We start from the raw sequence: 24777 nt of genomic DNA on the forward strand, positions 1-24777 counted from the left end.
CCCCTCACGCCCTCGCACTCCCCCGCAGCCAGCGGAACGCATGGATCGTTCGGTTCAGGGTTTCCCCTGAATGAAAGATTTCACTCCTAAAAAATAATGAATGAAAGATACCATTCAATTTCATTCATTCATGGAACTCCACCCCCACCCCGCCGTACAGGAACTGCTGCGCGCCAGCGTCGATGGCTCGCCCGCCGTCGCCCGGGTAGGCCGCTGGATGGCCGCGCATCCGGTCCTGGCCGTCACGCTGAGCGCCGAGGAAGTGGCCAATGCCTGCGGAGGCTCCCTGGCAGCCGTCAACCGCTTCGCCAAACATGCCGGCTACGAAGGCTTTGCCGATCTGCGCCTGCACCTGGGCCGCCAGCTGCAACAGGCCCTGGAGCCCGTGAACAAGCTGCGCGCGGCGCACGAGCCTGCCGCAAGCGCCGTGGGAGCGCAGGCCTTCGAGCACACGCAGCGCAATCTGCAGGCGGCCGCACAGGCCTGCGACCCCGGCCTGCTCGACCAACTGGCCCAGCGCATCTGCCGCGCGCGGCGCGTCCTGTTCATGGGCTTTGGCAGCTCCCACCATGTGGCAGCCTTTGGCGCCGACGCGCTGCAGCCCTATCTGCCACAGGTGCTGGAAGTGGCCTGCGCAGGCGGCACGGAGCAAGCCGTCCGGCGCATGACGGGGCTGACGGAGCAGGACGTGCTGATCGCGATCTCGCTGCCGCGCTACTCACGCGAAGCGGTGGAGCTGACGGCGCATGCGCGCCAGCGGGGCGCCCTGACCATCGCCATCACCGACGAGGCCACCAGCCCGCTGGCCGGCCAGGCCGACTACGTGCTGCTGGCCCCTGCCGCCCACCCTCTGCTCCCATCGTCGGTGCTGGCGGCCATGGCCATGGTCGAAGCGCTGGCCACCCAGGTCATCCGCGCCACGCCCCAGGCCGTGCGCAGCCTGGTCGAACTGTCCGAGTCGGTGCTTCCCTACCTGACACCGGACAGCAGCCCCGCTTCACCTGCGGCGAGCAAGCCGCAACCCCAGGCCCCCCATCCCGCCGCAAAGGACTCCGCATGAATGCCCCTGCCCGTTTCCGCTTTCTTTTCGCCTCGATGGCCGCCGCGGCCACGCTCGCTGCCGCGCCGGCCCACGCAGGCAAGACGCTGGATGGCATCAAGCAGCGCGGCGCCGTGGCCTGCGGTGTGCACACGGGGCGCGCAGGCTTTGCACTGGCCGACGGCAGCGGCAACTGGTCCGGGCTGGACGTGGATCTGTGCCGCGCCGTGGCGGCCGCCACCCTGGGCGACGCCACCAAGGTGAAATTCATCCCCACCAGCAGCCAGACACGCATCACGGCGCTGCAGTCCGGCGAGATCGATCTGCTGGCACGCAACACCACCTGGACCTTCACGCGCGACAACGGCCTGGGCCTGATGTGGGCGGGCATCAATTTCCACGACGGCCAGGGCTTCATGGCCAGGAAGAAGCCCGGCCTGAACAGCGTCAAGCAGCTCTCTGGCGCCACCATCTGCGTGATCAGCGGATCCACCACGGAAAAGACCCTGTCGGAGTACTTTCGCGCCCACAAGCTCAACTACAAGGCGGTGGTGTTCGACAACCCCGAAGCCGCCCTGCAGGCCTTCAGCAGCGGGCGCTGCCAGGCGTATACCGGCGACCTCGGCGCCCTGGCCGTGCTGCGCGGCAAGGAACTGGCCAACCCCGACGACTACGTGATCCTGCCCGAAGTCATCTCCAAGGAGCCGGCCGGCCCGGCCGTGCGCCGCGGTGACGACGAATGGTTCGCCGTCGTGCGCTGGACACTCAACGCCATGATCGAGGCCGAGGAACTGGGCATCACCCAGGCCAATGCCGACGAGCTCAAGACCCGCTCCGACAGCATTCAGGTCAAGCGTTTCCTGGGCCAGAGCGACGACCTGGGCAAGCAGCTGGGGCTGGACAAGGAATGGGCGCTGCGCATCGTCAAGGCCGTGGGCAACTATGGCGAGAGCTATGAGCGCAACCTGGGCGCCAGGTCGGGCCTGAACGTGCCGCGCGGCAAGAACGCGCTGTTCACCAAGGGCGGCCTGATGATGTCGCCGCCGATGAACTGACGCGCCGAGGGCACCCTGCCATGAATGCCGCGAACGCTGTAGATGCTGTGAAAGCCGTGAATGCCATCGACACCGGGGCACGGCAGCCACCGGCCCCCACCCGGCCACGCTGGGGCCGGCTGGCCTTGCAGCTCGCCATCGGCTGGCTGCTGATCTTGCTGCTGGGCTGGCTGGCGCACAACGCCAGCCGCAACATGGCCGCACGCGGCATTGCCGGGGGCTTCGGCTTTCTGGAGCAGACGGCCGGCTTTTCCATCTCCGAAGGGCTGCTGCCCTACGAGCCCGGCGACAGCTACCTGCGTGCGGTCGCGGCCGGCGTGGCCAACACGGTTCGCGCCGCCGTGCCCGCGCTCGTGCTGGCCACCGTGCTGGGCCTGCTGCTGGGCGTGGCCGCAGTGGCAAGGCATCCGCTGCTGCGCGGCGCCGTGCGCCTCTATGTCGATGTGGCGCGCAACATCCCGCTGCTGGTGCAGGTGCTGCTGTGGTATTTCGCGCTGACTTCGCTGCTGCCCGACGTGGACCGGCCTCTGGCCATCGGCCCCCTGGGCTTTCTGAGCAAGGCGGGGCTGGCCCTACACGGCCCGGTGTACGACAGCGCGGCGGGCTGGCACTGGAGTTCCCCGCAACCGGGCATGTTCGGCATCGACGGAGGACTGGCGCTGACGCCTGAATTCCTGGCCCTGGTGGGCGCCCTGGGCCTGTATGCCGCCGCCTATTGCGCTGAAATCGTGCGCGCCGGTCTGCAGGCCGTACCGCGCGGGCAATGGAATGCTGCCTCGGCCCTGGGCATGCGCCGCGGCCAGCAGCTGCGCCTGGTCGTGCTGCCGCAGGCCTTGCGGGTGATCATTCCCCCCTATACCAACCTGGCGCTCAGCACCATCAAGAACTCATCGCTGGCCGTGGCCATCGGCTACCCCGACGTGGTGATGGTCGCCAACACCGCCATGAGCCAGACCGGCCAGGCCATCGAATGCGTGACCATCATCGCGGTGGTCTACCTGGCCATCAACCTGCTGACCTCGCTGGCACTGAATGCCTTCAACCAGCGCAGTGCCTTCATCACACGCTAGCCGGGAAAGACCTGCCCATGAGTGCCGTACTCCGCGCACCGGCCCTGCCGGTGGCCCCGCCCCGGGTTCCGCTGGCACAGCGCCTGCGCGCCAGCCTGTTTCCAGATGCGCTCTCCGGGCTCATCACCGCCACGCTGCTGCTGGCCGCGCTGTGGGCAGGCTGGAAGCTGCTGGCCTGGGGCCTGCTCGACGCCGAAACCGCAGCCAACCCCGACACATGCCGCGCTGCGGCCGGCGCCTGCTGGGGCGTGGTGCGCGAGAAATACCGCCTGGTATTCCTGGGCCGCTATCCCGTGGCAGAGCAATGGCGCCCCGTCGCCGCCAGCCTTTGGCTGCTGGGCAGCGTGGGCGTGGCGGCACTGCCGCGCTTCTTCGGCCGCGCCGGCATGGCAATGCTGCTGGCCGGGTTGACCGGCTTTGGCGTGCTGATGGCGGGCGGTGTGGCCGGTCTGGCACCCGTGCCCAGCGATCTGTGGGGCGGCCTGCCGCTGACCCTGTTCCTTGCCGTGATCGCCTGCCTGGCCGGCGTTCCGCTGGGCATCCTGCTGGCACTGGGCCGGCGCTCCAGCCTGCCTTTGCTGCGCGTGCTCTGCACGTTGTTCATCGAAGCGGTGCGCGGCGTGCCCCTGATCACGCTGCTGTTCTTCGGGGCCTTCGTGCTGCCCATGCTGGTGCCCGCGCAATGGCGGGTGGACCCCATGGTCCGCATCGCCGTCTGCCTGGCGGCCTTCAGCGCGGCCTATCTTGCCGAGGTGTTTCGCGGCGGGCTGCAGGCCGTGCCCCAAGGCCAGGTCATGGCGGCCCAGGCCATGGGCTTCACCAGGGTGCAGGTGCTGCGCCACGTGGTCCTGCCGCAGGCGCTGCGCGTGACCATCGCGCCCACGGTGAGCAACTTCATCGGCGCGGTGAAGGACACCTCCCTGGTGGCGATCGTGAACATCTACGACATCACTGGCTCCCTGAAGATGGCCATGAGCGACCCCCACTGGATTGCGTACTTCGTGGAGATGTACATGGTGGTCTGTGCCGTCTACCTGCTCATCGGCCTGGGCATCGCCCGCTATGGCCGCTTCCTGGAATCGCGCTACGCACTCCAATGAACATGCCCCAGAACTCCCGAAAATTTTCCATTGCCGTGCACGGCGGCGCAGGCACCGTCATCCAGGGCCAGGCCGACGAGGCCCCCTACCACGCCGCGCTGGCCCAGGCGCTGGAGGCGGGTGCCGCCCTGCTGCGGCGCGGCGCCAGCGCGCTGGACGCCGTCCAGGCCGCGTGCCAGTCCCTGGAAGACTGCCCGCTGTTCAATGCCGGGCGCGGCTCCGTCTACACGCGCGACGCGCGCCACGAGATGGACGCCGGCCTGATGGACGGCAGCAACCTGCGGGCCGGCGCAGTCGCCTCCGTCAGCCAGGTGCGCAATCCGATTGCGCTGGCGCGGCATGTTCTTGACGATGGCCAGTGCGTGCTCCTGGTCGGCGAAGGGGCGCAGCGGTTTGCCGATGAGCGCGGGCTCGCGCGGATGGATGCAGGCTACTTCGACTCTGCCGAGCGCCTGGCACAGCTGCGCCGGGTGCAGGCGCAATCCGGCCAGACCGCGCTGCTGGACCACGACGCCAGCGGACTGGCGGCGCCCCCTGCTCCGCTGAACGAGAACGGCAAGATGGGCACGGTCGGCGCCGTGGCGCGCGATGTGCATGGCAACCTGGCCGCTGCGGCATCCACCGGCGGGCTGACCAACAAGCGCCCCGGGCGCGTGGGCGACACGCCCGTGGTGGGCGCAGGTTTCTACGCCGACAGCACCACCTGCGCCGTGGCGGCCACCGGAACCGGAGAGCATTTCCTGCGCGCAGCCATCGCGCACGACATCCATGCGCGCATGCGCTACCTGGGACAAAGCCTGGAACTCGCAGCCGACGCCGCAGTGCGGGGCACGCTGACACACATCGGCGGCCAGGGCGGCGTGGTGGCCGTGGACAGCCAGGGACGCGTGCACTGCCCCTTCAACAGCGCCGGCATGTACCGCGGCTACATCGTGGACGACGCGCCTGCCGTGACCCTGATTTTTGCCTGATGGACGTTTTCACCCCGGGTTGACCTGTGCCCACGCATTGCGGGCAACGAGGCGTAACAGCATCGACATTGGCCCGCCCCGCCCGTAAGCCTCTGTCAGGAAACGGATTTTTTCTCACCGCGCCAGAAATCTGTCTTCAAACTGACAGATCACCACCTCCGGGCTTGCAATTGCTTGCGTCCTGGGGCAATCCCTGAGTCAACCTGCCGCCACTGCCCCGCGTTGAACACGCAAAGGAGTGACTGCAATGACCGACATCTTTTCCCACACCGCCCTGCAGACCCGCTTTGCAGCCGCTGCGCTGGCCCAAGCTGTCTGGCCATGGGATGACCGTGACCGCAAGCGCGGTCCCCGCAGCGCCTGAAAACCGGGTCACAAAAAAGTTTCGACTTCCTCCGAAAATTTTTTGAAAACCTGTCAACCAGCTGAATCCAGCCCGCGTTAAGAGAGCAATACAGGAGAAGTTTCCATGCAAACGAACGCCATCATGTCCATCTGGCCCGAAGACGAACGCGATCGCAAGCGCTAAGGCGCTGGCTGGCGCACACGGTGCCCCAGTCTCTGACACCACCGGTCTGACGGCCTTCCGTGCAGACCCCCTCTTCCACAGAACCCGCTTCAGCGGGTTTTGTCATTTCTGGGACATTTGCCGCGGGGCTGCCCCACAAAAAAGGAGCCCGGAGGCTCCTTTGCAGTGCGAACCCTTGCAGGTTCAATGCATGTGCAGGCCACCGTTGACCGAAAAATCGGCGCCGGTGGAGTAGCCGCCTTCCTCCGAAGCCAGCCAGGCGATGATCGATGCGATCTCGCTGGGCTCGCCCAGGCGCTTGACGGGGATGGTGCCCACGATCTTCTCCAGCACATCGGGACGGATGGCCTTGACCATGTCGGTGCCGATGTAGCCGGGGCTCACTGTGTTGACGGTCACGCCCTTGGTGGCCAGCTCCTGCGCCAGCGCCATGGTGAAGCCGTGCATGCCCGCCTTGGCGGCCGAATAGTTGGTCTGGCCGGCCTGGCCCTTGGCGCCGTTGACCGAGCTGATGTTGATGATGCGGCCCCAGCCCTTTTCCACCATGTCGCCCACGACCTGCTTGGTCACGTTGAACATGGAGTTGAGGTTGGTCTCGATCACGGCCTGCCAGTCTTCGGGCGTCATCTTGATGAACATGCGGTCACGCGTGATACCGGCGTTGTTGACCAGCACATCGATGTTGCCGTGCTCGGCCTTGGTCTTGCTGAAGGCTTCGACGGTGGAAGCCCAGTCGCCCACATTGCCCACCGATGCATGGAAGGTGAAACCCAGCGCCTTTTGCTCGTCAAGCCACTTCTGGAAGTCGCGCGACGGACCACAACCTGCGATGACCTTGAAGCCTTCCTTGTGCAGACGCTGGCAGATGGCCGTTCCGATGCCTCCCATTCCCCCTGTGACATACGCTACTTTTTGAGCCATTCTTCTCTCCTGTCAATCAATGGTTGCTTCAGATCAATCTATCCATGACAACCGGAACATTGACGCCGGTTATCGCCAAGGGTGCCTGAGCCTCTGGGCCCGGCCCCCTCGCATGGCTAGTATGCAGCGCGTGCGCTGCGCTCCTCTTCGGGCAGGCCCTAGTCAAGCCTAGGATCTACCCTGAAAGCTTGCTAACGTTTTCCCGGAGCCTTTCAGACGCGCTCCACGGTCATGGCCACGCCCATGCCGCCGCCGATGCACAGGCCGGCCAGACCCTTCCTGGCGCCGCTGCGCTGCATCTCGTGCAGCAGGGTCACCAGGATGCGGGCGCCCGATGCGCCGATGGGGTGGCCGATGGCAATGGCCCCGCCGTTGACGTTGACCTTGGCCGGATCGATGCCCAGCTCCTGGTTCACCGCACAGGCCTGTGCCGCGAAGGCTTCGTTCAGCTCGAACAGGTCCACGTCCTGCGCAGACCAGCCGGCGCGCTGCAGCGCCTTGCGCGAGGCGAACACCGGGCCCAGGCCCATGGTGGCGGGGTCCAGACCGCTGGTGGCATAGGAGACGATGCGCGCCAGCGGCGTCAGGCCCAGGGCCTTGGCCTTGGAGGCGCTCATCACCACCACGGCGGCCGCGCCATCGTTCAGGCCCGAGGCGTTGCCGGCCGTCACCGAGCCGGCCTTGTCGAAGGCCGGGCGCAGGCCTGCCAGGGCGTCGGCATTGGTCTTGCGGTTGATGTACTCATCGGCCGCGAACACCACGGGATCGCCCTTGCGCTGGGGAATGCTGACGGGAACGATTTCGTCCACGAACTTGCCTGCGTCCTGTGCGGCCGTGGCCTTTTGCTGGCTGGCCAGGGCCAGGGCATCCTGCTGCTCGCGGCTGACGCTCTTTTCCTTGGCCACGTTCTCGGCCGTGATGCCCATGTGGTACTGGTTGTAGACGTCCCACAGGCCGTCCACGATCATGGTGTCGGCCATCTTCCAGTCACCCATGCGCTGGCCGTCGCGCGAGCCCGGCAGCACGTGGGGCGACAGGCTCATGTTCTCCTGGCCGCCGGCCACGACGATCTCGCTGTCGCCCGTGGCCACGGCCTGGGCCGCCAGCATCACGGCCTTCAGGCCCGAGCCGCAGACCGCGTTGATGGTCAGGGCCGGGGTTTCCTTGGCGATGCCGGCCTTCATCATGGCCTGGCGTGCAGGGTTCTGGCCTGCGCCAGCGGCCAGCACCTGGCCCATGATGACTTCACCGACCTGGTCGGTGCCGACCTTGGCGCGGCTCAGAGCCTCGCGGATCACGATGGAGCCCAGTTCGGTGGCGGGGATCTTGGCAAGGGTGCCGCCGAACTTGCCAACGGCAGTGCGGACAGCGGAAACGATGACGATGTCTTCCATGATGACGGACCTTTCTTTGGACTCTTGAAGGGATGCCCGGGTGCGCACTGCCGAAGCTGCGGCAGCGGCACCCTGCATTCAAGCCGCAGCGTTATTGCGCTGCAGCATCGAAACGATTGTGCCTCAGGCCTTGACCAGCACGTAGCGGCCCGGGGCCGGCTCGATGGCCGTGTATTCCCTGCCCTTGCCGTACTGCTTTGGCGCCGCGACCAGCTTGCCGCCGTGCTCGGCCAGCCAGGGGCTCCAGTCGGCCCACCAGCTGCCCGGGTACTCGTCGGCGCCGGCCTGCCACTCCTTGAGCGTGGGCGGCAGCTGGCCGTCCTCGCGCAGCCAGTAGCTGCGCTTTTTCTTGGCCGGCGGATTGATCACGCCCGCGATGTGGCCGGATGCGCCCATGACGAAACGCTTGTCGCCACCCAGCACCTGGGTCGATGCATAGGAGCCGCCCACGGGCACGATGTGGTCCTCGCGCGAGCCGTAGATATAGGCCGGCAGGCGCAGCTGGTGCATGTCGATGCGCTCGCCGCAGACGGTCAGCGCACCGGGCTGGACCAGCTTGTTTTCCAGGTAGAGGTTGCGCAGGTACCAGGCGTAGTACGGGCCGGGCAGGTTGGTGCAGTCGCTGTTCCAGTACAGCAGGTCGAACGGCGGCGGTGTTTCGCCCTTGAGGTAGTTGCCCACCACGTAGTTCCAGACCAGATCGTTGGGACGCAGAAAGCTGAAGGTCGATGCCAGGTCCTGGCCCTTCATGAGGCCGCCCTCGCCCATCTGCATTTCGCGGAAGCGCACCACGGACTCGTCGATGAAGACATCGAGGATGCCGGTGTCGCTGAAGTCGATGAAGGTGGTCAGCAGCGTGACGCTGGCCACGGGAAACGGCACGCCGGCCGGCGCCGTGGCGCGGGCTGTGGATGTGCGAGCGGCGCTGCGGCTGCCAGCCGCGCGCTTGGCCGCAGGCGCCTTGGCCGCCGGAGCAGCAGCTGCGCCATGCTCGCGGTCGTGGCGTGCCTGCAGCACGGCCAGCGCGGTGGACAGCATGGTGCCGCCCACGCAAAAGCCCAGCACGTTGATCTGCTCGGCCCCCGCGATCTCGCGCGCCACGCGGATGCCGGTGAGCACGCCGTCTTCGATGTAGTTGTCCCAGGTCTTGTGCGCCAGGCTGTCGTCGGGATTGCGCCAGCTCATCACGAAGGTGCGGTGGCCCTGGCTGACGGCATAGCGGATCAGCGAGTTGTCGGGCTGCAGGTCCAGGATGTAGAACTTGTTGATGCACGGCGGCACCATGAGGAAGGGACGCTCGTGCACCTTGTCCGTCAGCGGCTTGTACTCGATGAGCTGGAACAGCTCGTTCTCGAACACCACGGCGCCTTCGGTGGTGGCGACGTTCTTGCCCACGGTGAACAGGCTCTCGTCGGTCATGGAGACATGGCCCTGGCGCATGTCGGCCAGCAGGTTGGCCACGCCCAGGGCCAGGCTCTCGCCCTGGGTTTCGATGGCCTTCTTCTGCGCCTCTGCATTGAGTGCCAGGAAGTTGCTGGGCGACATGGCCGCCAGCCACTGTTCGACAGCGAAGCGCACGCGGTTGCGGGTCTTCTCGTCGGCCTGCACGGCCTCGGCCAGGCCCATGAGCATGCGGCTGTTGAGCAGATAGGTGGCTGCGGTGGCCGCCGTCAGCGGGTTGTCGGCCCAGGATTGGGTGTTGAAGCGCTTGTCCTTGGCCAGCAGCGCCTGGGCGCCGCCCTGCTCGCACATGGCCTTGGCGCCGTCCAGGTACTGGCGCTGCAGCTCCAGCAGCTTTTCGGGGTCCAGCGACAGCGCGTTCTCGGGCAAGGCGCCGGGTTCGGGGACTGCAGCCTTCCAGGCCTGGGCCATGTCCGGCATGCCCGCGCCCTGTGCTCCCGGCATTCCCGGTGATCCCATCTGCTGCAGTATCTGCAGCGTCCGGCTCCATTGCTCGTTCCAGAATTGCTGGATGGGTTGGCCTGGCAGGCCTGCGAGTGGGTCAAAATTCATGCTGCATCCTTGTTCGCGGATGCCGTTCGCAATAGCCTGGGGCTTGCGGGGCATCCGTTTTGATTGTGACCCAGGCGAGCCCCCCGTTGCCCGGCACAGCCCTCCACAAAAACCCGTGCCCGGTGCGCCTTTTTCGAATCGACCATGTATCTCGTTGTTATCGCCTGGTTGTATGTCACGCTGATGATGGCCGTGGCCGAAGCCGCCAGCCCCACGGGCAGCATACTCGGCGCCCTGGTCACTTTCGCACTGTATGGACTGCTGCCGCTGTCCATCGTGATCTACATCATGGGTACGCCCGCGCGCAACCGAAAGCGCCATGCGCGCGAACTGGCCGAGCGCCAGGCCTGGCTGGCGCAGCAGCAGGCCTCGCAGGGCACGGCGGACGCACCGGACGCGCCCGCGCCCTCAGTCCTTCCAGATGCAGGCGGCGAATCGGCCGCTGCTGCCCAGGCGGGCAGCGTCGCGCCGGTGCGAAAAGAACCGTGAGTCGTTGAGCACCGTGCACCATGCGTCGCTGCCGTCATTGCCATGGATGGCAGTGATGCCCAGCGCCGCCAGGCGCTGGCGCGCAAGCCCGGCCAGGCTGGCCAGGTACTTGGGGGTGCCCTCGCCCGCCTGAGGTATGGCGGTGAAATGCGCGGCGGCGGCGGCGTCATGCGCGATGAAGGCAGCGCGCACCTCGGCACCGACCTCAAAGGAACGCGGACCGATGCAAGGGCCCAGCCATGCCAGGGTCTGCGGCGCCACCTGCTCGGGCGCGGTCCGGAGCTGATCGGCAAAGCGCTTGAACAGAGACTCCAGCACACCGCCTGCCAACGGCTGACCCGCATGGCCAGGCGGCATTCCGGCCAGACCGCGCCAGCCCGCATGGGCCGCGCCCACCACGGCGCCGCTGCGATGGGCCAGCAGCACGGGCAGGCAGTCGGCCACCATGATGGTGCAGACCACGCCCGAGGCGCTGGTCACGCAGGCATCGAAGGCCTGGCCCTGCGCGCTGCCTGCATCCAGTGCGATGACATCCACGCCATGCACCTGCTGCAGGAACACCGCGCAGGCATCCGGCGTATCCGCACGCACGATCTCCTGCAGGCGCTGGCGGTTGGCGCGCACGGCCTGCGGGTCGTCTCCCACATGGTCGCCCAGGTTCAGGCTGCCCCAGGGCGCCGTGCTGACGCCGCCTTCGCGCGAGGTGCACAGCGCGTGCACGCCGGGCGGCGCGGGCCAGTCGGGCACCAGCCAGGATACGGGGATGGTGCCGGGGAGGTTGCCGGGGATGGAGTCAGGCCGGGCCGCGCTCATTCCGCGTCGGGGCAGGCCGAGGGATGGGCCTTCTGGAAGGCCGGCAGCGCCTCGCAGCGATCGACGATGGCCGCCAGGCGCGGCAGGCCGTCCAGGCTCACGTTGAAGCGGCGGCCGTTGAAGATCTGCGGCACCAGGCAGCAATCGGCCAGCGTGGGCGTGTCGCCCCAGCAAAACAGCGAAGGCGGCAGGCCGGCGGCCTCGCGCTCGGCGGCCAGCAGGTCCAGCTGGCGCTCGAAGGCCTCCAGGCCCGATCGCACCCAATGCACGTACCAGCCGCTCTTGGCCTCGTCGGAGACACCCAGGTTGCGCACCAGGTACTTGAGCACGCGCAGGTTGTTGAGCGGATGGATCTCGCAGGCCACCATCTGGGCCAGTGCGCGCACATGGGCACGGCCCAGGGCGTCACGCGGCAGCAGCGGTATTTCGGCATGGGTCTCATCGAGATATTCGATGATGGCCATGGACTGGGTCAGCCAGTGGCCGTCCTCGGTCTCCAGCGCCGGCACCAGCGCATCGCCGACATGCTGGGCATAGGCCGGCGCCTTGTGGTCGCCGCGCAGCAGGTGCACGGGTACGGATTCATAGTCCAGGCCCTTGATCTGCAGCGCAATGCGCACGCGGTAGGAGGCCGACGAGCGGAAGTAGGTGTGGAGCTTCATAGACCGCAAAGCATACCGTGCAGCAGCGCCGATGCATGGCACACTTGCGGCGGCGCCCAAGAGACAAGGCGCCAGAGGAACACCGACATGAGCTACGTTTTCAACCCGCCCGCCGTGGCCAGCGTACCCGTCCTGGGCCGCCCCGAGCGCTTCCCCGTGCACCGCATCTACTGCGTGGGCCGCAACTACGAAGAACACGCCAAGGAGATGGGCTTCACCGGCCGCGAGCCGCCCTTCTTCTTCCTCAAGCCTGCCGACGCCATCGTGCCCGTCGAGGCCGGCACCACGGGCACCATGCCCTACCCCACGCTGACCTCCAACCTGCACCACGAGATCGAGCTCGTCGTGGCCATCGGCAAGGCGGGCAAGAACATCCTGGCAGCTGATGCGCTGGACTACGTCTGGGGCTACGCCGTGGGCCTGGACATGACGCGCCGCGACCTGCAAAACGACATGAAGAAGCAGGGCCGACCCTGGTGCATCGGCAAGGCCTTCGAGCATGCCGCACCCATCGGCCCCATCACCCCGGCAGCCGAGGCCGGCGACATCGCCAAGGCCGCGATCTCGCTGCAGGTCAATGGCGCCGACCGCCAGCGCAGCGACATCGGCAAGCTGATCTGGAACATTGCCGAGACCATCGAGCACCTGTCGGCGGCCTGGGAACTGCAGCCCGGCGACCTGATCATGACGGGCACGCCCGAAGGCGTGGCCGCCGTGGTGCGCGGTGACCTGCTGGAAGGCCGCATCGACGGGCTGAGCCCCTTGAGCGTCAAGATCGCCTGAGTTTTCTCTGAGCCTGGCGACAGGCCGGCAAGGCAGCAGGGAGCACGCTCCCCGGCCTGCCGGCCTTTGTGTTTGAACCCACGGTCCGCCGCACGGAATGCCTTACTGCCTTCCGTCTGGCGGCGCTTTCACTTTCATGGTGTCGGCATGATTTTTCGCAGCCCCATCAAGTTCTGCCGAGCCTGCGGCACGGCGGTGGTCTACCGCCTTCCTGACGATGGCGACACGCGCGAGCGCGCCGTGTGCCCGCACTGCCACACCATCCACTACGAGAACCCGCTGAACGTGGTGGGCACCATCCCCGTGACCGACGACGGCCGCGTGCTGCTGTGCAAGCGCAACATCGAGCCGCGCCGGGGCCTGTGGACCCTGCCCGCAGGCTTCATGGAACTGGCCGAGACCACGGCACGCGGCGCCCAGCGCGAGACCGACGAGGAAGCCGGCGCCGACATCGAGATGGGGCCGCTGTTTTCCATCGTGGACGTGCCCAAGGTCAGCCAGGTCCATCTGTTCTACCGCGCCCGTCTGCGCAGCGAGCAGTTCTATCCCGGCCCCGAGACCATGGAGGCCCGCCTGTTTGCGCAGGCCGATGTTCCCTGGGAGGAACTGGCCTTCCGCACCGTGCGCGTGACGCTGGAGCGCTACTTCGCCGACCGGGCTGCCGGCCTGCTGGACGCGCACCGGGTGCACTCCATCGACCTGAGCCTGTAGGCCTGCACGGCCGCCAGGCACCACCGTGCTGCACGGCGCCGGCGTACGCACTGCGGTGATGCCGGGCCATGCCCCGGTGTGGCACCGGACGGGCTGCGGACGGGGAGCAGGCGGCGGTCCGTCATCCCTATGTCACCTTGCAGACACATTTAGTCACAAACTGGCCTCCTTCTTGCTCTTTGCATAGAGCTTTTCCCTGAGCGGAAAAGTTGGTTTACCGAACCTGAACCTGACTGCGGAGCGCCCCATGGCCACATCCCTGCCCACCGACCTGATTCTTCCCCACCTGCGGGAACTCAACCGCAACGCCGCCGACCTGCGCGAGATCCGGCTCATGTGGCGTCTCATCGAGGCTTCGGCCCGCATGCAGGCCTCGCAGCAGGGACAGGCCCTGGTGTCCATGCTGACCGACACGCGCCAGGGGTTGGAGCAGCTGGAGCAAGGCCTGCTGCAGTCGCAACTGGCCCAGTCCGCGCAGGAAGCCATGGCCCAGTTGGGCATGCAGTCCAGCCATGCCATTGACCTGCTGGTGCGCAGCCTCTACGAGCGCACGGCCGATGTCGGCTTCCTGGCCGCCGATTCCGTGCTGTGCGAGGCCATGGCCCAGCTCGGCGATGGCGACATCCTGCTGGACATGGCCGCGGGCGGCCTGCACGCCTGGCAGGCTCCGCTGCAGCTGCACCTGCAGGCCTACCGTGCCAAGTACACGGTCTACGACGACATCCTGCTGCTGGACACCCAGGGCCAGGTCTGTGCACGCGCCCAGGCAGGCGACAAGCCGCTGCCGCCCTGCGCCGAGGGCTGGTTCCAGCAGTGCCTGCAGCAGGCCGGCCATGTCAGCCATTTCGGCGCCAGCTGCGTGCTGCCCGGCGCAGACCGCCTGATCTACGCGCAGCGCCTGCTGCATCCACGCACCATGGCGGTGCTCGGCGTGCTGTGCCTGAGCTTCGACTTCGCGGCCGAGATGCAGGCCATCTTTGCCTCGGGCGGGCCGCGCGCCCAGGTGGGGCTGCTGCTGGATGCGGCTGGAGTGGTCATTGCCAGCAGCGATGACCACTGGATCGCCCCCGGCAGCCGCGTGCCCATGCACCACGGCGATGCCGTGCAGCCGCTGATCCACGCCGGCCGCACCTATCTGGTGCGTACGGCCCGCGCCCTGCCCTACCAGGGCTATGCGGGCCCCGAGGGCTGGCAGACCCAGGTCATGGCGCCGCTGGACCTGGCCTTCGCCACCCAGCAAAGGCCGCAGGTCCTGCAGGCACTGGAGCCTGCCATCGCCGAAGGACTGATGGCCCAGTCCCGGGGCTTTTGCCCGCCCCTGCACGCCATGGCACGCGCGGCCGACGACATACGCCGCGTGGTCTGGAACGGCCAGGTGCTGGCTGCCAGCCAGGCGCCGGAGTCCCCCGTGCAGGGCACGGCCCACCCGGACCCGCTGCAGGCCGTGCTGGAGCAGATGAGCGAGACCGGCGACCTGACCCATGCCGTGTTCACGCGCGCCATCCACGGCCTGCACGAGACGGCGCTGTCCACGCGGCTGCAGGAGCACACCACGCTGAACCGGCTGCTGATGGACCTGCTGGAGCGCAATCTCTACGAACGCGCCAACGATTGCCGCTGGTGGGCCCTGACGCCAGGCCTGCAGAAAGTGCTGCAAGACAACAGCGGCTGCCTGGCCCTGTCGGTACAGGCACACGACGCCGCGCAGCGTCTGCTGGAGCAGCTCAATGCGCTGTACACCGTCTATGCGCGCATTGCGCTGTATGACGCCCAGGGCCTGGTGCTGGCCTGCAGCCATGAGGACGAACCCGGTCTGCCGCTGTCACCCGGCGTGCGCGTGCAGGCCTCGGCACTGCAGGCCACCATGGCGCTGCGCGATGCCCAGGCCTATCACGTGCAGGAGCTGGACGATGGGGGCCTGCCCGTCCACGTCTACCACGCCGCATTGCGCGCCCCCTCAACCACCAATGGACATGGGCATGGGCAGGGCGCAGATCAGGGCCCCGCCATCGGCGGCATTGCCCTGCTGTTCCACACGCGCCGAGAACTGCAGGCCATGCTGCAGGCCGCTGCACAGGAGCAGTCCGAAGACGCCGGCCCCGAAGACCACGGCCTGCCCCGTTTGCCGATGGAGGCTTTCTACGTGGCACGCGACGGCCGCATCATCGCCGCCAGCCACGGCGGTCGGCCGCTGGGCAGTTGCATAGAAGGCGTGGCCGGGCTGGCAACGCTGGCCGATGGAGAGGTACGCAGCAGCATCGAGGAAATCGAAGGCCACTACTGCATCGTCGGCATGGCCGCCGGGCGAGGCTACCGCGAGTTCCGGCTGGACCAGGGCGCGGCACGCGATGCAAAGGAAAGCGCAACGGAGGACACACTGGCCGGCCTCGTCAGCCTGAGCCTGCAGCGGCTGGGGCCTGTGCATGCCGATGCGCGCAACCGCGCCCTGCGCCTGGCGCCGGCCACGCGGCTGGATGGCTCGCGTCCTGTCGCGCGTGCGCTCGCCGCGCACGGCGGCGGCGATGCGCCGGTGGAACTGGCCAGCTTCTACGTGGGCGCCAGCCTGCTGGCCCTGCGCGCGGCCGATGTCTGCGAGGCCCTGCCCGCCAGCGCCATCTCGCCCGTGGCGGCAGGGCGGCTGCCCTTTTGCGTGGGTGCGCTGGCGCGGCGCAGCCAGGGCAGCGTCAGCGGCTATGTCTGGGTGTTCGACCTGGCCGCGCTGCTGCAGGGCCGGCCCGGCGTGGTCACCGAGCAGTCGCAGGTCATCGTGGTCCAGCACGGCGGCCTGCGCGTGGGGCTGCTGGTCAGCGCGCTGCAAGGCGTGCACCGGCTGCCGGCCAGCGCGCTGGTGGAATCGCCCATGCTCAGCGTGGCCTCCACGACGCCGGCCCTGGTGCGGGAGCTGGTGCATGCCGGCGCGGGCCTGCCGCTGATCCAGTGCCTGGATCCGGCTGCATTGATGCAACGGCTGCAGCCTTCGCGCGGCGCGGCGGCCAACGCAGACCGCAGCGCGGCAGCAGTGGAGCGCGAGGCGGCCTGGGATGCCCAGGCGGCATAGGGCGCGTTCCCCCGGGGCCTCACAGACCCCAGTGGCGCAGGCCCGGAAGCGCGGCCTGCGCCGCCTCGTAGCCTTCGTCGATGGCCTCGCGGGCGCGGTGGAAGTCCAGCAGGCCCAGGTGGGACAGGCGCGGGGCGATCACCAGCTCGGGCGGGTCACCCGCCATGCGGCTGCGCGTGATGCGCATCTGCATGATGTTGACGCTGGTCATCACCACGTCCAGCAGCGAGGGCGGCCGGGGCGGGGGCTCGGTCTCGCGGCCTGCCTCATCGCGGTGGTGGCCGGGCATCCACCCCATCACGCCGCGCTGCAGCCGGCGCATCCAGGCCGAGCCGGCCACGGCGCTGGCCTGGCCCGACAGGTCCTCGGGCGCCACGCCCTGCTCCACGGCGGGCGGGGCCTCCTCCAGCGGCGGCGCAGCGGCCATGGCGGCAGCGGGCGCCAGCGGCCGCATGTGGCGCCGCATGATGTCGGCATTGAGATCGACCGCGATCACGATGTCCGCGCCCATGGCGCGCGCCAGCGAGGCGGGCACGGGGTTGACGATGCCGCCATCGACCAGCAGCCGCCCTTCGCGCTGCACGGGCGTGAACAGGCCGGGCAGCGCGATGGAGGCGCGCACGGCATCGGCGATGGAGCCCTTGCGCAGCCAGACCTCGGCACCCGAATGCAGGTCGGTGGCCACGGCGCCGAAGGGAATCTTCAGATCCTCGATGGCCGAGTCCACGAAATGCTCGCGCCAGAACGAGATCAGCTTCTCGCCCTTGAGCATGCCGCCCGCGATGTTGAAGTCCATGAAGCCGAAGACCTTGCGCATGCCCAGGCCCAGCACCCATTCCTCGAAGCGCTGCATTTCACCGGCCGCATAGGAGGCGCCCACCAGGGCGCCGATGGACGAGCCGCAGATGATGTCGGGCCGCAGGCCCGCATCCTCCAGCGCGCGCAGCACGCCGAAATGCGCCCAGCCGCGCGCCGACCCGCTGCCCAGCGCCAGGCCGACCACGGGTTTGCGCGGACTCAGCGCCATCAGCCCTGCTCCGCTGCGGCTGCAGCAGGGGGATCACCTGCCAGCAGGGCCAGCATGCCGGCCTCGTCCAGCACGGGCACACCCAGTTCCTCGGCCTTGGCCAGCTTGCTGCCGGCCTCGGCGCCCGCCACCACGTAGCTGGTCTTTTTGCTGACCGATCCGGAGACCTTGGCGCCAGCGGCCTCCAGCATCTCCTTGGCCTGGTCGCGGCCCAGCGTGGGCAGCGTGCCGGTGAGCACCACGGTCATGCCGGCCAGGGGCTGGGCGGTCTGCTCGCGCGCCGCGCCCTCTTCCCAGTGCACGCCGCAGGCACGCAACTGCTCGACCACCTCGCGGTTGTGGGGCTGGGCGAAGAAGGTGTGGATGCTCTCGGCCACGATGGGCCCGACGTCGCGCACCTGCAGCAGTTGCTCGACGCTGGCGTCCATGATGGCGTCCAGCTGGCCGAAATGGCGGGCCAGATCCTTGGCCGTGGACTCGCCGACCTGGCGGATGCCCAGGCCGAAGAGGAATCGCGCCAGCGTGGTCTTCTTGGATTTCTCCAGCGCATCCAGCACGTTCTGGGCCGACTTCTCGGCCATGCGGTCCAGCGATGCCAGGGCCACCAGGCCCAGGCGGTAGAGGTCGGGCAGCGTGCGCACCACATGGCCGTCCACCAACTGGTCCACCAGCTTGTCGCCCAGGCCCTCGATGTCCATGGCGCGCCGCGCGGCGAAGTGCAGGATGGCCTCCTTGCGCTGCGCCGGGCAGAACAGGCCGCCCGTGCAGCGGTGGTTGGCCTCGCCCTTGGGGCGCGACACCGCGCTGCCGCAGATGGGGCATGCAGCGGGCATGCGGAAGTTGGGCACATAGGCCGGCCGGTCGCCGGGCACGCGGCCCACGACTTCGGGAATCACATCGCCGGCGCGGCGCACGACCACGGTGTCGCCGGTGCGCACGCGCTTCTTGCGGATCTCGAACAGGTTGTGCAGCGTGGCGTTGGTGACGATGACACCGCCCACGGCCACGGGCGCCAGGCGCGCCACGGGGGTGAGCTTGCCCGTGCGGCCGACCTGTATGTCGATGCCTTCCATGCGCGTGGGCATTTCCTCGGCCGGGTACTTGTGGGCCACGGCCCAGCGCGGCTCGCGCGAGACAAAGCCCAGCTGGCGCTGCTGGGCCAGGCTGTTGACCTTGTAGACCACGCCGTCGATCTCGTAGGGCAGCGTGGCGCGCTCGGCGCCCATGCGCTGGTGGAAGGCCACCAGCTCGGCCGCGCCCTTGGCAATGCAGACCTGGGGCGCCACCGGGAAGCCCCAGTCGCGCAGCGTCTGCAGCATGGCGTAGTGGGTGCCGAAGTCGGGGCCGCCCTGCGCGGCCGGCGTGATCTCGCCCAGGCCATAGGCGAAGAAGGACAGCGGGCGCTGGGCCGCAATGCCCGAGTCCAGCTGGCGCACCGAGCCTGCCGCCGCATTGCGCGGATTGGCAAAGCTCTTGCCGCCGGCGGCCTGCTGGCGTTCGTTGAGCCGGACGAAGTCGGCGCGGCCCATGTAGACCTCGCCGCGCACCTCGACCACGGGCGGCACGCCCTTGCCTTCGGGCAGGGACAGCGGAATCTTGCGGATGGTGCGGATGTTGTGTGTGACGTCCTCGCCCACCTCGCCGTCGCCGCGCGTGGTGGCCTGCACCAGGCGGCCATTCTGGTAGCGCAGGTTCATGGCCAGGCCGTCGAACTTGGGCTCGGCCACGTATTCCACAGGCGGTGCGCCTTCGGCCAGTTCCAGCTCCTTGCGGATGCGTGCGTCGAAGGCCTCGGCACCCGTGGCCTCGTTGTCGGTCTCGGTGCGGATGCTGAGCATGGGCACGGCATGGCGCACGGGCATCAGGCCGTCGAGCACGGCGCCGATCACGCGCTGCGTGGGCGAGTCCGGGGTGACCAGTTCGGGGTAGGCACCTTCCAATGCCTGCAATTGCTGGAAGACGCGGTCGTACTCGCCGTCGGGCACGGTGGGCGTGTCCAGCACGTAGTACTCATGTGCCCATTGGTTGAGCTGGGCGCGCAGCGCCTGCACCTTGGCCAGCACCTTGTCGGGGGCGGCCCCGGACTCCGGCGCCGCGGGGGCTGCGCCGGAGAAGAGATCCAGATTGTCGTTCATGGGGTTGAGGCCAGGAGCCTGTTGTGCACCAGGGGCACCGCGCCGCGTCAGCTGAACAGTCGCCGCGCCAGCATGGAGCCCGCCGACAGCTCGCGGCTGTCGAGCTTGTCATAGAGTTGTTCCAGGTCGTGCTGGATGGGGTCCAGCGCCATGGCCGGCAGCAGGTAGCCGTTCTGGTCGCAGAGCACTCCATCCATGGTCTGGCACAGACGCTCGGCCACCTGGCGCAGCTGCACGAAGGCCTGCTCGCCGCGCGGCACCTGGGGCACGTCCAGGCTCAGCAGGAACTCGCGCACCACCGAGGTGTCCAGGTCGTCGGCCATGGCCGCCTGCGGGTCGTAGTTGAGCACCAGCACCGGCGGCATGCCGGGCGTGGGCGAAGGCAGGGCCATGCGCCCGGGCATGGAGCCCGGCAGAAAGCCCTGGCGCGATGCGTTCTGCTGCACATAGCCCGCGCTCCAGGAGGCCTGGCGTGCGCGCAGCATGAAGGTGAGCTGGGCATCGTGCTCGCTGGCGAACTGGTCGAGCTCGCGCGCACGCGCCACTTCCTGCAGCATGTCGGGCACGTCGGGCGTGGCGCCCAGCGCGTCGGCAAAGCGCTGCACCTTGGCAACGAACTCGGAGAACTCGATCTCGTTGAGCGCACCCGTGCGGTTGGCCAGCTGCACGCCGGCCTGGAAACCCAGGTAGCGCTGGCCGGGCTGCAGCGGCTCCCACTGGTGGGTGGACTGGTTCATGCCTTCGATGGCAAACGGCTTGTTGCCCGCGCGCCGCGTGGCCGGCTGGGCCTGCAGCGCCAGTTCGCCAGGCACGGCCTGGCCGACCTGCACGGGGGCAATGGCATCGATCAGCGCATCCAGGCCCGGCCGGCTGGCCGCAGCGCTGGTCAGGGCCGCGTCGTTGAGGGAAGGCTCGATGGACTGCGGTGCCAACGGGGATGGCGCAGGCACTGACGCAGATGCGGGTGCCGATGCGCTGGCGTCTTCAGCCGCCTGCAGGGCATGGGCAGCCTGCGCGGTCTGCACCGCCTGGGCTGCCTTGGCCGCCAAAGCGGCCTGGGCCTCGGCCTGGCGCTGCTGCTCTTCGAGCTGGACCAGATGGGCCAGTTCGGCATCGGTTTCGGCAAAGCGGTCCACGGCGGCAGGGCTCTGGCCCGGGGCTGCCGTGCCGAAGTCGCCCAGCACGGGCTCGCGCAGGCTGTGCGTCAGGTCCGGGCCGTGGCCCACGGTGTCCATGCCGGGTTCATGGCGCGAGGGATCGCGCTGCGCCTCTTCGACGGGGTCGGCGCGCTTGGGTGCGTTGCGGCGTGCGGACCAGCTGTTGTAGGCAATGATCAGGGCCAGCACCACAAAGCCCAGGACGGCCAGACTGATTTGCAGGTTACTCATGGAATGAAGGAATGAAACGTCGTTCCAGCAAATGGGTTCGGAAGGTTGCGGACATGCTCAGGATAGCTCAGCCATGGACAGCGCGGACTCCATGTCCACGGCCACGATGCGGGACACGCCCTGCTCCTGCATGGTCACGCCGATGAGCTGCTGCGCCATTTCCATGGCGATCTTGTTGTGGCTGATGAACAGGAACTGCGTGCCCTTGCTCATGCTGGCCACCAGCTTGGCATAGCGCTCGGTGTTGGCGTCGTCCAGCGGCGCGTCCACCTCGTCCAGCAGACAGAACGGCGCCGGGTTGAGCTGGAAGATGGCGAAGACCAGGGCAATCGCCGTCAGCGCCTTCTCGCCACCGGACAGCAGGTGGATGGTCTGGTTCTTCTTGCCGGGCGGCTGCGCGATCACCTGCACGCCCGAGTCGAGGATTTCATCGCCGGTGATCACCAGCTTGGCCTGGCCACCGCCGAACAGCTCGGGGAACATGCGCCCGAAATGCCCGTTCACGGTCTCGAAGGTGCCCGACAGCAGTTCGCGCGTCTCGGCGTCGATCTTGCGGATGGCATCTTCCAGCGTGTTCATGGCCTGGGTCAGGTCCTCGGTCTGCGCATCAAGGAAGGTCTTGCGCTCGCGCGCCAGCTTCAGCTCGTCCAGCGCCGCCAGGTTGACGGCGCCCAGGGCGGCGATCTCGCGGTGCAGCCGGTCGATCTCGCCCTGCAGGCCGTGCATGCGCACATTGGCCTCGGCAATGGACTGGGAGACGGCGGCCAGGTCGGCACCGGCCTCCTCCAGCAGGGTGGAGTACTGCTCCAGGCCCAGGCGCGCGGCCTGCTCCTTGAGCTGGAATTCGGTGATGCGCTGGCGCAGCGGGTCCAGCGCCTTCTCCAGCTGCTGGCGGCGTTCGTCGCTGGCGCGCAGCTTGTTGGTCAGGTCGTCATATTCGCTGCGGCGCGCGGCCACGGCCTGCTCGCGCTGCATCTTCAGATCCAGCGCGTCCTGCAGGCCGCCCTGGGCGGCGGCATCGGTCAGGCGCGTGAGTTCGTCCTGCGCGCGCTGCTGCTCGTCGGCCAGCGAGCGGGCCTGCTGGCTGGCCGTCTCTATGGTGCGGCTGAGTTCGCCCCGGCGCGCCTCCAGGCTGCGCCGCGAGAAGGTGGCCTCCTGGGCCTGGCGCTCCAGCGTGCGCAGCTGCTCGCGCGATTCGTTCAGGCGCCGCTCGGACTCCAGCACCTTGTCGCCCAGCTGGGCATGGCGCTCCTGGCTGTCGGCCAGCTGCATGTCCAGTTCCTCGAAGCGGGCTTCGGCCGCCACGCGGCGCTCCTCGATGTCGGACAGTTGGGCCTCGACCTCGGCCAGGTCGGCACTGATCTGGGCATTGCGCGCGCGGGCCTGCTCGGCCAGCTGCGACAGGCGCAGGGTCTCGACCTGCAGCTCATGGGCGCGGCCTTGCGATTCGCTGGCCTCGCGCCGGGCGCTGACCAGGCGCTGCGAGGCCTCGGCATAGGCGCTTTCGGCACGCACCAGGGCCGTGCGCGATTCGTCGGAGATCAGCGCCTGGGCGCGCACTTCCTTTTCGAGGTGCTCGATTTCCTGGGCGCGTGCCAGCAGGCCGGATTGCTCCGAGTCCTGCGCATAAAAGCTCACGCTGTGGCTGCTGACGGCATGGCCCGTGGGCACATAGACCGTCTCGCCGGGCCGCAGCTCGCCGCGGCGCGACAGCGCCTCTTCCAGCGTGGGCGCCGTGTAGCAGTCCTGCAACCAGTCGCCGAGCACGGCGCGCAGGCCGGCATCGTTCACGCGCAGCAGATCGGACAGGTGCTGCCAGCGCCCCGGCGCGGGCGCGGGGGCGCCCTGCGGCGGGCTGAAGAAGGCCAGGCGCGCGGGGGGCGCATCGTGCCCGCCTGCGCCCAGGAAGCCGCGCACCATGTCGAGCCGGCCCACTTCCAGCGCGCCCAGGCGTTCGCGCAGCGCGGCCTCCAGCGCGTTTTCCCAGCCGGGCTCGATGGCAATGCGGCTCCACAGGCCCTGCATGCCGTCCAGGCCGTGCTTGGCCAGCCAGGGCTGGAGCTTGCCGTCGGTCTTGACCTTTTCCTGCAGGGCCTTGAGGGCTTCCAGCCGCGCCGACAGGTCGGCATGGCGCGCGGCCTCGGCATTGACGGCCTGCTGGCGCGTGCGGCGGTCCTCGTCGAGCTGGGGCACGGAGTCCTGCAGCTCGTTGAGCACGGCATCGGCCATTTCGGCCAGTTCGCGCGCCTCTTCCAGCTGGGACTGCAGATTGTTCAGGCGGGCCTCGTCGGGTGTCTCCAGCGCATTGCGGTCGGCGCGCAGTCGCTCGAAGCGGGTCTCGAACTGGCGGCGCTGCTCGTCCAGGCTGCGCTGCTCGGCGGCCAGCACCTGGATCTGCTGCTGCACCTGCACCACGCTGGCGCGCTGGTCGGCATCGGCCTTCTGGGCATTGCGCAGCGCCTCTTCCAGGTCGGGCAGGCGCATGCTCTGCTCCTCGACCTGGGCGGCCAGCATCTCGGCCTGTTCCTCGGCGTCCATGCCGGCGCCGTCGAGATTTTCGATTTCGGCTTCGGCCTCCTCGCGGCGGCTGTTCCACAGCAGCACCTGCTCGGACAGCTGCTGCAGCCGCTGCTGCACGCGCTGGCGGCCTTCGAGCACGTAGCGGATCTCGGCCTCCAGCTTGCCGACCTCGGCCGTGGATTCGTAGAGCTTGGCCTGGGCCTGGTTGACCTGGTCGCTGGCGTCGTAGTGGGCCTGGCGCAGGGTTTCGAGTCCGCTTTCGTTGTTGCGGATGTCGGCCATGCGCTCTTCCAGCTCGTTGACGGCCTTCAGGCCCTCCACGCGCACGCGGTCCTGCTCGGCCTCGGCCTCGGCGCGCTTGAGAAACCACAGCTGCTGCTGCTTGAGCGTGACCTGGGACTGCAGCGCGTTGTACTGCGCCGCCACCTCGGCCTGCTTCTCCAGCCGGTCGAGGTTGTTGTTGAGCTCGCGCAGGATGTCCTCCACGCGCGTGAGGTTCTCGGTGGTGGCCGAGAGCCGGTTCTCGGTCTCGCGCCGGCGCTCCTTGTACTTGGACACGCCTGCGGCCTCTTCCAGGAACAGGCGCAGTTCCTCGGGGCGCGACTCGATGATGCGGCTGATCGTGCCCTGGCCGATGATGGCGTAGGCGCGCGGGCCCAGGCCCGTGCCCAGGAACACGTCCTGCACATCGCGGCGGCGCACGGCCTGGTTGTTGATGAAGTAGCTGCTGTTGCCCTCGCGCGTGAGCACGCGCTTGACGGCGATTTCGCCGAACTGGCCCCACTGGCCGCCCGCGCGGTGGTCACTGTTGTCGAACACCAGCTCCACGCTGGAGCGGCTGGCCGGCTTGCGGTGCGTGGTGCCGTTGAAGATCACGTCCTGCATGGACTCGCCGCGCAACTCGCTGGCCTTGCTCTCGCCCAGCACCCAGCGCACCGCATCCATGATGTTGGACTTGCCGCAGCCGTTGGGGCCCACCACGCCCACCAGTTGCCCCGGCAGCATGAAGTTGGTGGGCTCGGCGAAGGACTTGAAGCCGGACAGCTTGATGGAATTCAGGCGCACGATGCAGGCAGATGGCGGTCCGCGGCGAACGGAC

At 68.4% G+C, this 24777-nt stretch carries 18 protein-coding genes; 9 read left to right on the forward strand and 9 right to left on the reverse strand.

Going from position 1 to position 24777, the window contains the following annotated elements; genetic code table 11:
* The first annotated feature begins 130 nt into the window (after nt 1-130).
* The 5 genes from PO605_RS09575 to PO605_RS09595 are packed head-to-tail and all read left to right on the forward strand — an operon-like array spanning nt 131 to nt 5235.
* Complete coding sequence (locus PO605_RS09575; protein ID WP_231574450.1) at nt 131-1060, forward strand: MurR/RpiR family transcriptional regulator; 930 nt, start codon at nt 131-133, stop codon at nt 1058-1060.
* Nucleotides 1057-2094, forward strand: a complete 1038-nt coding sequence (locus PO605_RS09580) for an amino acid ABC transporter substrate-binding protein (RefSeq protein ID WP_047472629.1) — start codon at nt 1057-1059, stop codon at nt 2092-2094. Before PO605_RS09575 ends, PO605_RS09580 begins: the two co-directional genes overlap by 4 nt.
* Before the next feature lie 56 nt (nt 2095-2150).
* On the forward strand, nt 2151-3164 hold the full coding sequence (locus tag PO605_RS09585) for an ABC transporter permease subunit (protein ID WP_231574449.1): 1014 nt from the start codon (nt 2151-2153) through the stop codon (nt 3162-3164).
* Between the two features lie 17 nt (nt 3165-3181).
* Complete coding sequence (locus PO605_RS09590) at nt 3182-4264, forward strand: amino acid ABC transporter permease (RefSeq protein ID WP_047218122.1); 1083 nt, start codon at nt 3182-3184, stop codon at nt 4262-4264.
* Nucleotides 4261-5235, forward strand: coding sequence for an isoaspartyl peptidase/L-asparaginase family protein (locus PO605_RS09595; protein WP_272206381.1), 975 nt, complete (start codon nt 4261-4263; stop codon nt 5233-5235). Before PO605_RS09590 ends, PO605_RS09595 begins: the two co-directional genes overlap by 4 nt.
* A 712-nt stretch (nt 5236-5947) precedes the next feature.
* Here the strand turns inward: PO605_RS09595 and phbB are convergent.
* The 3 genes from phbB to PO605_RS09610 all read right to left on the reverse strand — a co-directional run bounded on the left by phbB (nt 5948) and on the right by PO605_RS09610 (nt 10092).
* Nucleotides 5948-6685, reverse strand: coding sequence for an acetoacetyl-CoA reductase (gene phbB, locus PO605_RS09600; protein ID WP_026062290.1), 738 nt, complete (start codon nt 6683-6685; stop codon nt 5948-5950).
* Between the two features lie 212 nt (nt 6686-6897).
* Nucleotides 6898-8079: an acetyl-CoA C-acetyltransferase gene (locus PO605_RS09605; RefSeq protein ID WP_047470659.1), complete on the reverse strand. Its 1182-nt coding sequence runs from the start codon at nt 8077-8079 to the stop codon at nt 6898-6900.
* Nucleotides 8080-8202: 123 nt separating this feature from the next.
* A complete protein-coding gene (locus tag PO605_RS09610; protein ID WP_272206383.1) occupies nt 8203-10092 on the reverse strand; it encodes a PHA/PHB synthase family protein in 1890 nt (629 codons plus the stop codon).
* 144 nt (nt 10093-10236) lie between these two features.
* Between PO605_RS09610 and PO605_RS09615 the strand changes: the two genes are divergently transcribed.
* Nucleotides 10237-10581 (forward strand): hypothetical protein, encoded by a 345-nt coding sequence (locus PO605_RS09615; protein WP_016445926.1) that lies wholly within the window; start codon nt 10237-10239, stop codon nt 10579-10581.
* On the opposite strand, the gene PO605_RS09620 is transcribed toward PO605_RS09615, so the two are convergent.
* On the reverse strand, nt 10501-11394 hold the full coding sequence (locus PO605_RS09620) for a polyphenol oxidase family protein (protein ID WP_126312832.1): 894 nt from the start codon (nt 11392-11394) through the stop codon (nt 10501-10503). The genes PO605_RS09615 and PO605_RS09620 overlap by 81 nt on opposite strands.
* Nucleotides 11391-12056 (reverse strand): maleylacetoacetate isomerase, encoded by a 666-nt coding sequence (gene maiA / locus PO605_RS09625; RefSeq protein WP_016445924.1) that lies wholly within the window; start codon nt 12054-12056, stop codon nt 11391-11393. Before maiA ends, PO605_RS09620 begins: the two co-directional genes overlap by 4 nt.
* Before the next feature lie 87 nt (nt 12057-12143).
* On the opposite strand from maiA, the gene PO605_RS09630 reads away from it, so the two are divergent.
* From PO605_RS09630 to PO605_RS09640, 3 genes are all read left to right on the forward strand, one after another.
* Entirely contained in the window at nt 12144-12839 is a 696-nt protein-coding gene (locus tag PO605_RS09630; protein WP_046982570.1) for a fumarylacetoacetate hydrolase family protein, read from the forward strand.
* Between the two features lie 147 nt (nt 12840-12986).
* Nucleotides 12987-13550: an NUDIX hydrolase gene (locus tag PO605_RS09635; protein WP_016453500.1), complete on the forward strand. Its 564-nt coding sequence runs from the start codon at nt 12987-12989 to the stop codon at nt 13548-13550.
* 247 nt (nt 13551-13797) lie between these two features.
* Nucleotides 13798-16608 (forward strand): chemotaxis protein CheW, encoded by a 2811-nt coding sequence (locus PO605_RS09640; protein WP_272206389.1) that lies wholly within the window; start codon nt 13798-13800, stop codon nt 16606-16608.
* Nucleotides 16609-16627: 19 nt separating this feature from the next.
* Here the strand turns inward: PO605_RS09640 and PO605_RS09645 are convergent, their stop codons facing one another.
* Genes PO605_RS09645 through smc form a run of 4 tightly spaced genes read right to left on the reverse strand, consistent with a single transcriptional unit; the run spans nt 16628 to nt 24743 of the window.
* Nucleotides 16628-17635, reverse strand: coding sequence for a patatin-like phospholipase family protein (locus tag PO605_RS09645; protein WP_016445920.1), 1008 nt, complete (start codon nt 17633-17635; stop codon nt 16628-16630).
* A complete protein-coding gene (ligA, locus tag PO605_RS09650) occupies nt 17635-19770 on the reverse strand; it encodes an NAD-dependent DNA ligase LigA (protein WP_047473871.1) in 2136 nt (711 codons plus the stop codon). The genes PO605_RS09645 and ligA overlap by 1 nt, the downstream gene beginning before the upstream one ends.
* Nucleotides 19771-19817: 47 nt before the next feature.
* Nucleotides 19818-21158: a cell division protein ZipA C-terminal FtsZ-binding domain-containing protein gene (locus PO605_RS09655; RefSeq protein WP_016445918.1), complete on the reverse strand. Its 1341-nt coding sequence runs from the start codon at nt 21156-21158 to the stop codon at nt 19818-19820.
* A 57-nt stretch (nt 21159-21215) separates the two neighbouring features.
* The gene (gene smc, locus PO605_RS09660; RefSeq protein ID WP_272206391.1) at nt 21216-24743 is read right to left on the reverse strand and encodes a chromosome segregation protein SMC; all 3528 of its coding nucleotides are present in this window, start codon (nt 24741-24743) and stop codon (nt 21216-21218) included.
* Nucleotides 24744-24777 lie beyond the last annotated feature (34 nt).

Origin of the sequence: Delftia sp. DT-2 (genome assembly GCF_028401915.1) — a bacterium.
In the GTDB taxonomy this organism is placed as follows: domain Bacteria; phylum Pseudomonadota; class Gammaproteobacteria; order Burkholderiales; family Burkholderiaceae_C; genus Comamonas; species Comamonas tsuruhatensis.

Bases quoted from the DNA above. Each gene is read 5' to 3' on its own strand.
- PO605_RS09575 (WP_231574450.1), top strand. From the start codon at position 131: ATGGAACTCCACCCCCACCCCGCCGTACAGGAACTGCTGCGCGCCAGC.
- PO605_RS09580 (WP_047472629.1), top strand. From the start codon at position 1,057: ATGAATGCCCCTGCCCGTTTCCGCTTTCTTTTCGCCTCGATGGCCGCC.
- PO605_RS09590 (WP_047218122.1), top strand. From the start codon at position 3,182: ATGAGTGCCGTACTCCGCGCACCGGCCCTGCCGGTGGCCCCGCCCCGG.
- PO605_RS09595 (WP_272206381.1), top strand. From the start codon at position 4,261: ATGAACATGCCCCAGAACTCCCGAAAATTTTCCATTGCCGTGCACGGC.
- phbB (WP_026062290.1), bottom strand. From the start codon at position 6,685: ATGGCTCAAAAAGTAGCGTATGTCACAGGGGGAATGGGAGGCATCGGA.
- PO605_RS09605 (WP_047470659.1), bottom strand. From the start codon at position 8,079: ATGGAAGACATCGTCATCGTTTCCGCTGTCCGCACTGCCGTTGGCAAG.
- PO605_RS09610 (WP_272206383.1), bottom strand. From the start codon at position 10,092: ATGAATTTTGACCCACTCGCAGGCCTGCCAGGCCAACCCATCCAGCAA.
- PO605_RS09615 (WP_016445926.1), top strand. From the start codon at position 10,237: ATGTATCTCGTTGTTATCGCCTGGTTGTATGTCACGCTGATGATGGCC.
- PO605_RS09620 (WP_126312832.1), bottom strand. From the start codon at position 11,394: ATGAGCGCGGCCCGGCCTGACTCCATCCCCGGCAACCTCCCCGGCACC.
- maiA (WP_016445924.1), bottom strand. From the start codon at position 12,056: ATGAAGCTCCACACCTACTTCCGCTCGTCGGCCTCCTACCGCGTGCGC.
- PO605_RS09630 (WP_046982570.1), top strand. From the start codon at position 12,144: ATGAGCTACGTTTTCAACCCGCCCGCCGTGGCCAGCGTACCCGTCCTG.
- PO605_RS09635 (WP_016453500.1), top strand. From the start codon at position 12,987: ATGATTTTTCGCAGCCCCATCAAGTTCTGCCGAGCCTGCGGCACGGCG.
- PO605_RS09640 (WP_272206389.1), top strand. From the start codon at position 13,798: ATGGCCACATCCCTGCCCACCGACCTGATTCTTCCCCACCTGCGGGAA.
- PO605_RS09645 (WP_016445920.1), bottom strand. From the start codon at position 17,635: ATGGCGCTGAGTCCGCGCAAACCCGTGGTCGGCCTGGCGCTGGGCAGC.
- ligA (WP_047473871.1), bottom strand. From the start codon at position 19,770: ATGAACGACAATCTGGATCTCTTCTCCGGCGCAGCCCCCGCGGCGCCG.
- PO605_RS09655 (WP_016445918.1), bottom strand. From the start codon at position 21,158: ATGAGTAACCTGCAAATCAGTCTGGCCGTCCTGGGCTTTGTGGTGCTG.